This is a genomic window from Candidatus Nanopelagicales bacterium, from assembly GCA_028687755.1.
In the GTDB taxonomy this organism is placed as follows: Bacteria; Actinomycetota; Actinomycetes; order S36-B12; family S36-B12; genus UBA11398.
Map to the genome: position 1 here is coordinate 122,615 of JAQTZL010000004.1, position 13,783 is coordinate 136,397.

Here is a 13,783-nt window from a genome sequence, read left to right on the forward strand (position 1 = left end):
CGCTATTTCGCGTGGTTGGCAACCGCTTCAAGTACTTCAGCTACACCAACGCCAGGCTCTTCATGCGTGATCGCATTGGCGTACCTGCGCACTTCGTCGCTGGCCGTGCCCATTGCAACGCCAAGGCCGGCCCATTCGAGCATGCGAATGTCGTTGTCACCATCGCCAATCGCAATCGTGCGGGTTGGGTTGAGATCAAGACGCGTGCATAGTTGTTTGAGCATGTAGGCCTTATTGAGATCTTTCGGACCAATATCAAGCCAAGCCACCTTGGCAACACCGAACTGCACTTCATGCAGGCCAAGGGCTTCGACGATATGGCCAAGGCCTTCTTCCAGATGTTCTTCGCTACGCACCACTAAGCGCGCTGCATCAAGTTCACGAATCAGTTCAAGAGGCATTTCACGGACAGCCATGCCAAGCGGGCCACCGCGGAATGCCACGTTGGTGTTGAGCACACCCCAGGCATCTTCAACGGAATAGATCGCACCGGGAAGCAGCGGAAGCATTTGATCGATGAAGTCTTTTGGTTTGAACGTGACGGCTTCGATCACGGTTTCTGGTTCAACGGTTGCCAAGATTGCACCGTTGGAACAGACCAACCAACCATCAAGCCGAGCAGCTCGCGCGATCGGGCTCGTGGTGCTTAATGAACGCCCCGTTGCCAGCACCACTTCAACACCGCGCTCTTGAACAGCCTTGATTGCTTCAATCACTCGATGACGAATCACGCCATCTTGAGGAACCAAGGTGCCATCGATGTCCAGCGCAATGAGTTGCGGATACTCAATGGTGTCGAGCGCAGCCGGATCAAAGTGGGTCATGATGCTGAACTCTCCATCGGGTAGTTGAACGAGTTATGCAGGAGCGGTGAACACAGTCTTTCCACCAAGGAACGGTTGCAAGGCCTTAGGGATACGCACGGACCCGTCAGCCTGCTGATGATTTTCAAGAATCGCAACGATGATGCGCGGCATTGCGCACAAGGTGCCATTCAAGGTGGCTAAAGGCTGAGTCTTGTCACCATCGCGCATACGAATCTTCAAGCGACGAGCTTGGAACTCGGTGGTGTTCGAGGTGCTGGTGATTTCGCGGTAGGTGCCCTGCGTAGGGATCCAGGCCTCGATATCGAACTTGCGTGCAGCACTTGATCCAAGATCGCCAGTGGCAACATCGACCACGCGGTAAGGAAGTTCAAGAGCATCAACGAAATCGCGTTCCCATTGCAGCAAACGCGCATGTTCTGCTTCAGCTTCATCAGGTGTGGTGAACACAAACATTTCGACCTTGTCGAACTGGTGAACGCGGATGATGCCCTTGGTGTCTTTGCCGTAGCTTCCAGCTTCACGGCGGAAGCAGCTGCTCCAGCCTGCGTAGCGAATTGGCAACTGGTTCACGTCAAGAATTTCATCAGAGTGATAGGCGGCGAGTGGAACTTCACTGGTGCCCACGAGATACATGTCATCTTCTTCAAGGCGATAGACATTTTCGGCAGCCTGACCAAGGAAGCCGGTGCCTTTCATTGCGGACGGCAACACGATTGCTGGCGTAATCATCGGAATAAAGCCGTTGGCGCTTGCTTGCTGCATTGCAAGGTTCAGCAGCGCGATCTCGAGCTGCGCACCGATGCCCTTGAGATAGAAAAAGCGTGAGCCTGAAACCTTTGCGCCGCGCACTGTGTCAATCGCGTCGAGGATTTCACCGATCTCAATGTGATCGCGTGCTTCAAAACCTTCGGCGGAAAAATCGCGAGGCGTGCCAACTTCTTCAACGAGTTTGAAATCTTCTTCGCCACCCACTGGTGAATCAAGATTCACCAGGTTGCTGATTTGCAGCCACAACTGATCAGCCTTTTCGCTGATTTCATTTGCTCGTGCGTCTGCTGCCTTCACATCATCAGCAAGCTTGCTGGCCTGAGCCATGAGCGCATCGACTTCGCCTTGAGCCTTGGCCTTCTCGGCCTCATCAGTGGCCTTCTTCAACGCACCTTGCAACGGGCCAATCTGCTTGCCAAGCACCTTTTGCTGGTTACGCAGTTCATCAAATTCCTGCATCGCTGCGCGCTTGGCAACATCGGCCTCAATGAGTTGATCAACCACTTCAACACTCTCGCCACGACGACGCTGGGATTCGCGAATGCGGTCAGGGTCAGTGCGCAAAATATTGGGATCAATCACAGCAAAACCTTAGTGCGCCGGGCTCCTTGCTTAAGGAGTCACTCCCTGAGCCAAGAATTCCTCAGCCAAGGCTCGGTCTCCCTCGATTTCCAACTCCGCCAGCGGCTTGCGACCCCACAAGAGCAGCAGGAGATCGGCAGCTTGGCCACGAATGACGATTCTTGGTCCGTCATTTTGAATGTTGGTGGTGAGTTCAAAGGTCGTGGTTTGGCCGTTGGGAGCCAACACGAGTGTCTGCGGCAACGGCGTGACATTGCCACGCTTGACCCGCATGGGAAAGAAGACCTCAACAATTTCGGCAAGTCCGTCGAGCGCGAGATCTTCTGGGATCCCATATTCCTGACCTTGGGATGAGTACGCGTCCCAAAGATGAATGGTCACCTCATGGGCCTGGCGTCGCGTCCAAAATTGCGCGATGCGCGGCTCTGGGCCAAATGACCAGGTTGGCCGCTGCGGATCAATCGTGCGCGATGCTTCGAGCAATTCATCTGCACCTTCAGTGAAGTAGGCAAGCAATTCATCGCGTTGCGTTGGTGCTTGTTGAAATTCCCCGCGCTCACCAGTGATCAGTGCGTGAGTGGACCAGCGTTGCGTGCCACACATGTGCCCAGCAAGTTCGGTCAATGACCAGCCAGGGCAGGAAGGAACAGCAGCATCAAGATCACCTGTTGCGATGAGTTGTGCGAATAGATCGGAATTTGTGCGTAACGCAGATTGAAAGGCTTCGAACGTCAGCATGCTTTTATCGTGGCACAGATAAGTCACAGATATGTCACAAACGGGCCACGATCCGGTAACGCATCTAGGTGAACGAGCGTTTCACTCCTACCTTGATAACCATGAAAAGGTATGACGTATCTTCCCCCGTAGTTTTCACAAGCGCGAGCGCATCAAGCAGCACGCCCCACATCCGCTTCACGTTGAAGCGCAGTGTGCTCGTACTCCTTGCGTTAGTCATTGGTGTGGCAACAAGTCTGGTCTCAATTCCCCGGGCACATGCCGCAACCACAATTTCCTTCACGGCCCTAAACGGAACAGTCGGCACCGCACAAGCACTCAGGGCAACTGTCACTGAATCAAACAACGCGTTACTTGCCGGATCAATTTCTTACTACACAACTCCGGGCACCTTGATTGGCGCAGCACCGATCTCAGCTGCTGGTGTTACTGAAGCAGTGAATTGGACCCCACTCAGTGCAGGCACTGTCGGTGTCTATGCGGTGTACTCATCCGCTGATGCATCACAAACAGCAACCTCATCTTCATCAACCGTCACGATCGGGAAAGTGCCGACAACCACAACACTCACGGCGCCACAGAACGTGAAGTTGTCAACAGTTGTTGAGTTTGTTGCAACAGTGAAGAGTTCTGGTACCTACATTCCCAAGGGATCTGTTTCTTTCCTTAAAGGTGATGGCTCGTTAATTGAAACCAAGGTGCTCAATGCTGCTGGCACAGCAACCTCGAGTATTCAGATGCCGGCTACTGCTCAAAACTTCACGATCAAAGCAACGTACGTTCCAGATGAGAATGCTGTGGCATCAAGTAGTGAAGTGAAAACAACCGTCGTGAGCGCTACCGGCTCAAATGTGACGCTCACCATGGCGGCAACGGGAACACCAGGTGTTGCCATTCCAATCAAGGCTGATGTCACGCCAACAACATCAACAGGCACCATGACGCTGTATCTGGGCACGACGGTGCTTGATGTGAAAACTCTCGTGAATGGATCGGCGTCGTTTAGTTGGACGCCAACAGCGACCGGCAGTTATGTGATCAAGGTGAACTATTCAGGAAGTTCAACAACATTGGCAGACTCTGCATCGCAAACAGTCGTGGTTGCCGCATTAGCTCAGGCCGATCGAATCAGCCTGACTCCAACAACTTCAACGTTGGCGTGGGTACCTAATGCTGGTTACGTCCTACGCAATGGATCGTCGGTCACGTTCAATGCAAAATCGAATTCAGGATTAATGGTGTCTCTTGCCTCAACCGGCACCTGTGCCGTGAGCGGTTACACCATTTCCGCTAAAGCTGGAACCGGTGTGTGCGTGGTTAATGCAGCAACACAAGGAAATGCGAACTACCTTCCGGCAACACAAACCAACACGATTGCGCTCGCCGCTGGATATCAAACGGTTGCCCCAAAGGCACCGGTTTCAGGCAGTCGCCTCGTACGCAATCGCTGGTACCGCTTGGCAGATCCTGGTTTGCTCACCAATGTTGGACGGCCAGTCACGTGGGTCAAAACATACGGAGGGTCGCGTTGCACCCTGAGTGTGAATGCTGCAGGCGCAGTGGTGTTCAAAATGCGTCGTGCCGGAACGTGCAAGGTTGCTGCACGCGCAGCGTCACTGCCAGGGATGTGGCTTGCGCTCAATAAGAGCTACACCTATCGCGGATAACAACGGGAGTAGCGCTGGTCAGTTACAGGTATTGACCAGCGCTTGGTCCGCCTTGACCAGCAGGGCCTGGCGGCAACTGTCCTTGCATCATCGCTTGGCGGCGCATCTCTTCGAATTGCGCCTTGGCCGTCATTTGCTGCGCATAAAGAGCAGCCTGAATGCCATGGAACAGACCTTCAAGCCACCCCACTAACTGTGCTTGCGCGATGCGAAGTTCAGCCTCACTTGGTGCAGGGCCTTCAAAAGGCGCATTCAAGCGATTGAGTTCTTCAATCAGTTCAGGAGCAAGCGCGCCTTCAAGTTCTTCAATCGACTGGCGATGAATTTCACTTAAGCGAACACGCGCTGCTTCATCAAGCGGAGCGCTTTTCACTTCATCAAGAAGTTGCTTGACCATCGAACCAATGCGCATCACCTTGGCAGGGGAGGCGACCATCTCGACAACTTCGTCGGACTCCTCGCGCTCAGTTGGCTCGACTTCACCAATGGGCGCACCGTCGGGGCCCACGATCGTGACTTTGTGGGGGGCGTTCTCGGTGCCTTCGAGATCCTGGGGTGAAGAAGTCATGGGGCCATGGTTGCACTGGTCGTACGCACACGAACAACCAGGGACGGCTTTTTCAACCACGAGTTTGTGCCATAAACAGTCAGCGCGCCTCACATTTATGTCAAATATATTTGACATAAATTGGGGTGTTGGCGTAATTTTGCTTCATGAATTTGGTGGAAATTGGCAATGGCCTACGTGAGGCCCGCCTTTCTGCTGGACTCTCGCAAGCCGATATTGCATCGATGGCTGGGGTATCCAGAGCGACGCTGAACGCACTAGAAAACGGTCGCGGAGACATCAGTTCATTGACGTTACTCAAGGTTGCTGACCTCTTGTCGGTTTCCATCTCGCTCACTCCACAGAAACCAACAGTTCGATCCTGGGCTACCTCTGCAATTGAAATGGCAGCGGCCTCTGCTTCGGTGAGTTATGCATCAGTACTTCCAAGTAAGCAGTTGGCGACCGCATTACTCACGGGAACTATCGACAATCAGTGGATGCCACATATCGCGCACTTTGTCGATGAGCAGTCGAACCAGATGATTATTCGAGTAGTACGTGACGTTGCTGCTTCAGCAAACATAGAACCCAAAAAGGTTTGGCGAAATGCCCGCAAACTTGCAGATGGAGTTGAGTCAGCAAATCCGCGATGGAAAAAGTCAGCATGAAAACCTCTCTGGCAGTCGAACCTTGGGAGAAACTTTTCGATCTCGCCGTAAGTCTTATTGATCAGGTGAGTCTTAATGCGAAGTTTGAGTGGTCATTCGGGGGCGGAACTGTATTGATGTTCAAACTGAACCATCGACGAAGCAAAGACATTGACATTTTCATTGCCGATCAACAACTTCTTGGCATGTTTTCCCCACGATTACACGACTATGCGCAAGCTCTCACCTCCTCGTACTCAGAGGACGCGCAAGCGATAAAACTTCAATTCCCCATGGGCGAAATTGATTTCATCGTCGCGGAACCACTTGTGCAAACTCCATTTGAAAAATCCGAAGTACGCGGCAGGCTTGTGCTGCTGGAGACTCCTGCTGAAATCATTGCTAAGAAGTTATGGCATAGAGGACACATCGCTACTGGCCGAGACTTGTTTGACCTCGCTGCAGTTGCAACCCACAATCCTGGGTTACTCGAAGATGCCAAAATTTCAATGCGGAAGAATGCAGACACGTTCTTACATCAATGTCGTGTACGTGAGCGAGTGATTCGAGCACAGTACGAAGCCATTGACACTCTCGATTTCCATTTGACTTATAACGAGAGCATGGAGATCGCCGATTCCGTTCTTACCCCACTAATTTCTAGTCAGTAGGGCTTGGCTTTGGCGTTGCTGAACTAGGTGGGGTAGCCGTTGAGGCCGGTGTTTGGGCAGGTATTTGAGTCGCCGTCGCGCTTGGTGTTGGAGTTGGCAGGCTCGTTGCAATCTGCGCGAGGGCCTGGAGCAGGTAGAAGTCGCCCCACACGTAACTGCCATCGCGAGCAAGGGCTGGAACATTCAAACTCTGCTGCAACAGGATGCCTGGGTTACGGGTGTTGGTGTTGAGCCAACCAGGGGTAGCCAGCGTTCCTAAGGTCAGGCGCGCATACGTGTTGTAGGTCTTTGCCGCATCAGCACTTGGTTCATTTCGTGCAAGGGTGAGTAAGCCACTTGCTGCGATTGCTGCAGCACTTGAATCACGTGGCGCTTTGTTGTTACTGACATCGAGATCCCATGCTGGAATGCAGCCGGGTGGCACGCGAGACATCCAGTAGTTCGCTGTTGCTTCCGCAGCTTTTAAGAATGCTGGATTCTTGGTGAGTTCATAGGCTTGCGCAAAACCATTGATCGCCCACGCCTGCCCGCGCGACCACGTGCTTGAGGTTCCTTCAAGACCTTGACCTGCAATCGGCCCGATCAGCATGCCGTTCTTTGGATTGAATGCCATGCGATGAAACGTCGAACCATTAGGGCGAATGAAATTATTGGCCAGCGTGAGCATGTGTTGCTCACCTTCATTGGCAAGGTAATTACCTTCCGCACCGAGCCACTGGCCAACTTGAATCATCATGGGGGCGTTCATTGCTGAATCGATAATCACGCCCCACTTGCCGTTGTAGTTCGCGGACTTAATTGCGTGCACCACATTGCTATAGCGGCGAGCAAGTGATTTTGCTGCAGTGATTTCAGCATTTAGGTATTCGCGCTTGAGTGCACTCGTTGGTTCAAGTTCATGCGCAAGGCCCATCGGCAAACCGATCATGAATCCGAGATCGTGCGTGCCTTTGTCGTTAGCGACTTTGATCAGAGCCTTGCTGTATTGATTAGCCCGTTTAAGCCAGCGATCGTCTTTGGTCTGCTGATACATCAACCACAACTCACCTGGATAAAAACCAGAAGTCCATGCTGATGGTCCGGTCTTTACGTAAGTGACTTGATTGGCGAGCGCACCAAAGGGGTAGCGCTTTTTACTGCCCCTTGCCGCTGCGGCAAGTTTGGTTGAAGCGACTTGGTAGACCGCATCAGCTTGAGGCTTGGTGATTTCACTCGTGACTGCTGGGCAGACAACGCTGGTGCCTGTGGTTGGCGCTGAGGTTGCCACTGTTGGAGTGGCGGTTGCGCTCGCCGTTGCTATGGGTGTTGCCGTGGAACTTGGTGTTGCCGAACTAGTGGCCGTTGGTGTCGCAACTGGATCTGCGCCATCAGCCGCTTTGGCTGTCGCCGCAATGAATCCTGTTGTTGCAAGAGTGAAGGAAACAGCAGTGATGGCAGCAAGCTTGCGCTTATTGCGTTTCGTATTCCTCATGCTCACTACTTGATCTCGCCATTCACTATGAGCACAACCTTGCCGGTGATTTCTCCGGCTTCAATCATGCGATGAGCCTCACCTGCTTGTTGAATTGGCAATTCCAGGTCAATAGATGGCTGCACTAATCCGGCTTCGATCCATGGCCAGATCGTGCGCTCGACGGCACGACAAATCAGATCCTTTTCGCTCACCGGGCGACTACGAAGGGCCATTGCGTGAATCGTGCCGTTCTTTTGGAGCAGTGCTTGCAAGTTGATCTCACCTTTGATGCCACCGAGCATGCCGATGATCGCGATGCGACCGTTGCGATTGAGAGCGTCAATATTCTTTTCGAGGTATTTGGCGCCGACCATGTCAAGAATGACATCGACTCCACCGATTTCATTTTTGATTACCTCTACAAAATCTTGAGTGTTGTAGTTGATAAGTAATTCAGCACCGAGTGCAGCACAAGCGTCAAGCTTCTTTTGACTGCCTGCGGTTACTGCAATGCGCACACCAGCGGCTTTGGCTAGCTGAATGGCATGCGTGCCAATACCTGAGCCACCACCGTGAATGAGCAGCCATTCGCCTTGCTTCAAGTTCGCAGTCATGAAGACGTTGCTCCACACTGTGCACGCAACCTCGGGCAATGCTGCAGCTTCGATCAAGCTGAGATTTCCGGGAACTGGCATCACCTGTTCAACCGGAACCGCAACCTTTTCGGCATATCCGCCGCCAGCGAGCAGCGCACACACCCGATCGCCGATCTGAAAGCGGGTGACGCCAACGCCAACTTCACTGATGAGCCCCGCGCACTCCAAGCCGATGATCTCGGTGGATCCAGCAGGCGGATTGTATTTTCCAATGCGCTGTAAGGTGTCAGCACGATTGACTGCTGTCGCGGCAATGGTGATGACGACTTCACCTGGTGCTGCTACTGGATCGGGAGCCTTGCTCCACACGAGAGTCTCGTAGCTACCAAAGCCATGTGGTTGAGTGATTGCGTGCACGAAGTGACTATGCCACTTGGGAAGGCTCTTGCCCCTCGTTGGTCTCGTCTTTCGCGCGAAGTTCTTTCAGCATCAAGCCACCAACAATCACCACACCAGCGATTGCAATGATGCCGGCTATCAAACTGCTGACAATGCCAAGCAACTTCAATGCTGTTGCGGCCAGAATCACCATCAGTAAATAACGCAAGAGGTGACCGTCGTACTTGGTGGAAAGTTTTGCGCCCATGATCACGCCGGGAATCTGGCCGATCAACAATGACACCACAACTGCGATGTCAATGACACCAAATCCTGCGTGCGCAATCGCACCAGCAATCAACATCGGAACTGCTTGCACCAAGTCGGTTCCCACAAGAACACTCGGGCGAAGCAGTGGGTAGAGCAGAAGCAACACAGTGACGATCAACGAACCTGAACCAACGCTGGTCATACCAACGATTAAGCCAACGGATGCGCCAAGAATGACGGTCGGAATGGGCTTCACTGGCATTTTGGTGCCGAGTAGTTCTTGTTGACCGTGCTTGGCTTTCAACCGCTTGGAGATATACGCCTTAGCAACCATGGCTGCCAGGGCGACAAGGAGCACTGCACCGATCCACACCTTGATGGTGTTCGCGGCATCTTCGCTTTGCAGTACGGAATTAAAGATCCAGGTGCCGATCAGTACCCCGGGAATCGAACCAAGGGAGAGCCAGCGCACCAAACCCCAGTGCACAGTCTTATTTCGAATGTGTACCCAGGAACCAAACGGTTTCATGATCGCGGCGGCCACTACGTCACTTGAAACTGCGGTTGCCGGATTAATACCGAAGATGAGGACGAGCATCGGGGTCACCAGAGCTGCGCCGCCCATACCGGTCAACCCCACGACGATGCCAGCAATCAGGCCACCCAGGGTCAGGGCAAAGTCAATGTCAGTCAGGCTCACGGCCCAAACAATACCAAGTGAATTGGTATAGAATGAAATCGGACCTGATACCTGCTCAGTGGGCCCGTCTTTTTACCCAGCCTTTGCCTGTTGCGGACGGGATCCACAAGTCAGATGGCCAGAATTCACCTATGAGCACGCCACCTGTCGGAAATGCCCGACTCCTGCCCGTTGGCCCCTCAGGGCAAGCACTGGATCTGCGCTCACTGGCAGCCCATGAGGCCCACTTTGGTCGACTTCCCTTGGTCCAAGGACCTCGCATTGGTAAGCCTGGGCCGTTGGTCCACGAAATAGAAACCTCAGGCTTACGAGGCCGTGGCGGTGGCTGGTTTCCCACGGCCCGAAAGATCCATGCGGTGGTGGAAAGCGCAGGAGCTCGCCGAGCTTGGTCATCTGGCCGCAAGCCTGTTGTCGTGGCCAACGCAATGGAAGGTGAACCCGCATCCAGCAAAGACGCAGTTCTCCTTCGGCATTGCCCTCATCTAGTTCTTGATGGCGTGAGTGCACTGGCGGCAACCATCGGTGCAACATCGGCATATATCGCTGTGCACCGCGGTTCCGCAGTTGTTGACGTCGTTTTGCGTGCACTTGCCGAACGCAATGATGCAGTGACCATCGAACTGGTTACCCCACCAGCTCGCTATGTCTCCAGCGAAGAAAGTGCACTCGCACACTGGATCGGTGAAGGCATGGGTACGCCTGTTTATGGAAAACGAACCTTTCAACGCGGAGTGAACGATCGACCTACCGAAGTGCAGAACGCAGAAACGATGGCGCACATTGGCTTGATTGCACGATATGGCGGCCAATGGTTCGCATCTGTTGGCGAGACTTCTGCACCTGGCACGTGCTTAGTTTCGGTGGGTGGAGCAGTGAACTCACCGGGAGTTATTGAAGTAACAGTTGGCACCCCAGTTGCTGAAATTATTAAGCGCTGCAATGGTTTTTCCGCTGAAGTCTCCGGCTTCCTTACCGGTGGCTATGGCGGTGGTTGGGCTGGTTATGACGCACTGATGAACGCATCGTGGTCACCTGATTCTGTTGCGGCTGCGGGCGGCGTCATTGGTGCGGGCATTCTTTGGGCCTTTGATGCACATGACTGCCCTGTTACCGCAATGGCTCGTGTAGCTCGATGGATGGCTGGCGAAAGTGCTGGCCAATGCGGTCCATGTCGTTTCGGTTTGCCTTCCCTTGCTGATGATCTAGATGTACTTTCCGCGCGCTCAGCATCGTCTGCGGATCTCCATCGGTTGACTTCACGGCTTCCACTGGTGCAACAGCGCGGTGGATGTAAGCACCCAGATGGAGTTGCGCGATTTATTACTTCGGGCTTGCAGGTCTTTCAAACAGAAGTTGCACATCACATTCACGGGCGATGCAGCGCTGATACCCATCACTCATCAGTGGTGACACCATTGCCGATTGTTGATCAACGAATCACACCCGTGGGCTTCCCCGGAAAGGATTTCAAATGAGCGAACTTCATGAAATCCGCCTGGATCCAACGTTGTGCGATGCGCATGGGTTTTGCGTGGAGCTACTTCCGGAACTGTTCACCCTCGATGAGTGGGGGTATCCGCTCCTGAACTCAGGCACCCTGACGACCGCGGTGCCCCATCAGCTCTTAGGGGCAGCCAAGAAAGCCGTTGTCGCCTGCCCCGTTGCCGCGTTACGACTCGAACGCCTACAACAGTAATTCGCAGCTTCTTTACCGGCACTTAACCATTACTGAATCGTCCCTTGTTTGGCCATTGCCTACCTTGAGAAGACGAACAAGGGAGAAGGCAATGAGCACCAAGGTCTACGGTAAGCGATACACGAGCGCTGGGCAAAAGGCATTGGCCTTTGGGATGGCTTCAGCAACTTGCTTGGGCGTTGTTGGGTTGATCGCGGTTCGCAATGCTCAGGAGGCCACCGCCGCTGAAGGAACAGAGCAGGTAGTTCTCGCTGCGGCCACGACATCCACGGGTGTCACTCAAGGGCAACTCGATCAATACGCCTCGCAATTAATTGCTGAGCAGCAACGTCTGGAGGCCTACCGAGTGCAACTCATCGCCACGGCGAATGCTCTTGCAGCACAATCGCGTACCGGTGCCAGCGTTGCAGCGAAAATTTCGGTTCCGAAATCACCTACATCCACAACAAAGAATTCGAACAGTTCATCAACTGCCAACAGTGCCGCTACCTCTGCTACTCAACAGGAATCTGCACCAGCTGCACAGACACCAGCTGCGCAGGCACCGCCAGCTCGCAAGTTTGTGCCGGCCCCTGCTCAGCAGAGTGCATCGAATAACAATGGCGCAGCCAGCGCACCTGCACCAGCTGCACAAAGCACCACGAAAGCCAGTAAGGGCTAATCGCCGTGAATGAAGTCAGAGAGTTTCGGGCAATGGGTGCCGCGTGCATGATTTCGGTCTACGCGCCTGCCCATGCAGAAAAATTGACCGAGTTAGGTCGCATGCGTGTTGAAATCCTTGAACAATCATGGTCGCGTTTCCGCGAAAGCAGTGAACTCAATCGCGTGAATGCGTGCGCGGGCAGCGGACCAATGGTGGTGAGCGCGGACATGCTCACACTCGTGTGGCACATGAAGCACGCATGGGAAATTACTGGTGGCTTATTTGATCCAACAATGTTGAGTGAAATTAAAGCCGCTGGATACGACGCAGACTATGCGTCGGTCATCGCACGCGGAGCACTTGCCGGCATTGCTTCGTGGAATCAGGAAGCGGTTTCTGGTGCAGAAGGAACAAGTGCGATACCTACTACGCGCGTTAGTTTTATGAATGACGTGAACATTGATCTTAAAGCAAGCACCATTTCCTTGCCGGCAGGAGTTGGGCTAGATCCAGGTGCTATCGGCAAAGGCTTGGGCGCCGACATCGTGGCTCATGAGCTAATGGAAGCCGGTGCCAGTGGCGTGCTCGTTGATCTTGGTGGCGACATCGTGGTCGCGGGTAAACCTGGTGATGCTGACGCATGGGTGATTGCGATTGAGGATGAGCGAGATCCCAATAACGCAGCGCGTGAACCACAATTAGTGACATGTAATACCCGGAGTACGAATGACGAGCATGAAACATTTGGCATTGCCACGTCATCGACCCTGTATCGCCGTTGGGCTGGTGGTACACGCCATCATGTGATTGATCCGCGCACCGGCCAGATGGCTGATCCTGATTTGATTCAAGCAACGGTGTGGTGCGGTGCGGGATGGTTAGCTGAAGTGACAGCTACAGCGGCAATGTTGATGAAGCCAGATGCTGCGTGCGCTTGGCTTACAACACATGACGCGGGGTACACCGTGATGACTCCCACGCAAATGTGGTCATCGCTAGAGAAGGTGCAACATGGGTGAAACTGCATGGACCTGGTTAGCGATTCGCGCATCTGGGATCACTGCTTGGGGTTTACTGACCGCCGTAGTGGTCTGGGGAATCCTGTTGCGCACACGCATTCTGGGTCGGGCTGCTTCACCTACACGGCTACTTGACCTGCACCGCTGGCTTGGCGCGTTAGCTCTAAGTTTTCTCGCGATCCACATGGTTTTCTTGCTCTTTGACTCATATCTCACGTTCACGGTGGCGCAGATTTTGATTCCTGGGCTTTCATCGTGGAACACCTTTGCGGTGGCGCTGGGGGTTATCGCATTTTGGTTCATGATTCCGGTGTCAATCGTTGGACGGTTACGTCCTCGCTTGAAAAACTCAGGAGCAAAGCTCTTCCAGCAATCGCACTGGTTGGCCTATGCGGCTTGGCCAATCGCCACCATGCATTACATCCTGGCTGGTACCGATGCTCTCGCCTCGTGGTCACTCGCGCTACTGATTGCAGGTAGTGCACTGATTGTGTTGGGGCTGATGGCTCGCGGATTTATTCCATCACCTGGGCCCACGCGTGCTGCTGGTTCAGTGGTTGTTCGTTCGTAATGCGCAG

15 protein-coding genes are annotated in these 13,783 nt (G+C 53.6%); 8 read left to right on the forward strand and 7 right to left on the reverse strand.

Annotation, left to right across the window (positions count from 1 at the left end; genetic code table 11):
- Positions 1–2: 2 nt before the first annotated feature.
- From PHN51_07125 to PHN51_07135, 3 genes are read right to left on the reverse strand one after another with little or no spacing between them, the layout of a single operon-like run.
- Positions 3–824 carry an HAD-IIB family hydrolase gene (locus tag PHN51_07125; GenBank protein MDD2818554.1) on the reverse strand — a complete coding sequence of 274 codons (822 nt, stop codon included), beginning with the start codon at positions 822–824 and terminating at the stop codon, positions 3–5.
- Between the two features lie 33 nt (positions 825–857).
- Positions 858–2,177: a serine--tRNA ligase gene (gene serS, locus PHN51_07130; protein MDD2818555.1), complete on the reverse strand. Its 1,320-nt coding sequence runs from the start codon at positions 2,175–2,177 to the stop codon at positions 858–860.
- A gap of 30 nt (positions 2,178–2,207) precedes the next feature.
- Positions 2,208–2,915, reverse strand: a complete 708-nt coding sequence (locus tag PHN51_07135; GenBank protein ID MDD2818556.1) for a maleylpyruvate isomerase family mycothiol-dependent enzyme — start codon at positions 2,913–2,915, stop codon at positions 2,208–2,210.
- A 101-nt stretch (positions 2,916–3,016) separates the two neighbouring features.
- On the opposite strand from PHN51_07135, the gene PHN51_07140 reads away from it, so the two are divergent.
- Entirely contained in the window at positions 3,017–4,582 is a 1,566-nt protein-coding gene (locus PHN51_07140) for an Ig-like domain-containing protein (GenBank protein ID MDD2818557.1), read from the forward strand.
- 22 nt (positions 4,583–4,604) lie between these two features.
- On the opposite strand, the gene PHN51_07145 is transcribed toward PHN51_07140, so the two are convergent.
- Positions 4,605–5,150 carry a bacterial proteasome activator family protein gene (locus PHN51_07145; GenBank protein MDD2818558.1) on the reverse strand — a complete coding sequence of 182 codons (546 nt, stop codon included), beginning with the start codon at positions 5,148–5,150 and terminating at the stop codon, positions 4,605–4,607.
- 146 nt (positions 5,151–5,296) lie between these two features.
- On the opposite strand from PHN51_07145, the gene PHN51_07150 reads away from it, so the two are divergent.
- The gene (locus tag PHN51_07150) at positions 5,297–5,800 is read left to right on the forward strand and encodes a helix-turn-helix transcriptional regulator (GenBank protein MDD2818559.1); all 504 of its coding nucleotides are present in this window, start codon (positions 5,297–5,299) and stop codon (positions 5,798–5,800) included.
- Entirely contained in the window at positions 5,797–6,450 is a 654-nt protein-coding gene (locus PHN51_07155; GenBank protein MDD2818560.1) for a nucleotidyl transferase AbiEii/AbiGii toxin family protein, read from the forward strand. Before PHN51_07150 ends, PHN51_07155 begins: the two co-directional genes overlap by 4 nt.
- On the opposite strand, the gene PHN51_07160 is transcribed toward PHN51_07155, so the two are convergent.
- The 3 genes from PHN51_07160 to PHN51_07170 are packed head-to-tail and all read right to left on the reverse strand — an operon-like array spanning position 6,440 to position 9,847.
- Complete coding sequence (locus PHN51_07160) at positions 6,440–7,921, reverse strand: glycoside hydrolase family 88 protein (protein MDD2818561.1); 1,482 nt, start codon at positions 7,919–7,921, stop codon at positions 6,440–6,442. The genes PHN51_07155 and PHN51_07160 overlap by 11 nt on opposite strands.
- A gap of 5 nt (positions 7,922–7,926) precedes the next feature.
- Positions 7,927–8,916 carry an NAD(P)H-quinone oxidoreductase gene (locus tag PHN51_07165; protein MDD2818562.1) on the reverse strand — a complete coding sequence of 330 codons (990 nt, stop codon included), beginning with the start codon at positions 8,914–8,916 and terminating at the stop codon, positions 7,927–7,929.
- A 7-nt stretch (positions 8,917–8,923) separates the two neighbouring features.
- Positions 8,924–9,847: a sulfite exporter TauE/SafE family protein gene (locus tag PHN51_07170; GenBank protein ID MDD2818563.1), complete on the reverse strand. Its 924-nt coding sequence runs from the start codon at positions 9,845–9,847 to the stop codon at positions 8,924–8,926.
- A gap of 131 nt (positions 9,848–9,978) precedes the next feature.
- Between PHN51_07170 and PHN51_07175 the strand changes: the two genes are divergently transcribed.
- The 5 genes from PHN51_07175 (at position 9,979) to PHN51_07195 (ending at position 13,776) form a co-directional block, all read left to right on the forward strand.
- Entirely contained in the window at positions 9,979–11,322 is a 1,344-nt protein-coding gene (locus PHN51_07175; GenBank protein MDD2818564.1) for an NADH-ubiquinone oxidoreductase-F iron-sulfur binding region domain-containing protein, read from the forward strand.
- Positions 11,319–11,543 (forward strand): ferredoxin, encoded by a 225-nt coding sequence (locus tag PHN51_07180; GenBank protein MDD2818565.1) that lies wholly within the window; start codon positions 11,319–11,321, stop codon positions 11,541–11,543. The genes PHN51_07175 and PHN51_07180 overlap by 4 nt, the downstream gene beginning before the upstream one ends.
- A gap of 91 nt (positions 11,544–11,634) precedes the next feature.
- A complete protein-coding gene (locus PHN51_07185) occupies positions 11,635–12,204 on the forward strand; it encodes a hypothetical protein (GenBank protein ID MDD2818566.1) in 570 nt (189 codons plus the stop codon).
- 5 nt (positions 12,205–12,209) lie between these two features.
- Positions 12,210–13,205, forward strand: coding sequence for an FAD:protein FMN transferase (locus PHN51_07190; protein MDD2818567.1), 996 nt, complete (start codon positions 12,210–12,212; stop codon positions 13,203–13,205).
- Positions 13,198–13,776 carry a ferric reductase-like transmembrane domain-containing protein gene (locus PHN51_07195; protein ID MDD2818568.1) on the forward strand — a complete coding sequence of 193 codons (579 nt, stop codon included), beginning with the start codon at positions 13,198–13,200 and terminating at the stop codon, positions 13,774–13,776. Before PHN51_07190 ends, PHN51_07195 begins: the two co-directional genes overlap by 8 nt.
- The last annotated feature ends 7 nt before the right edge of the window (positions 13,777–13,783 follow it).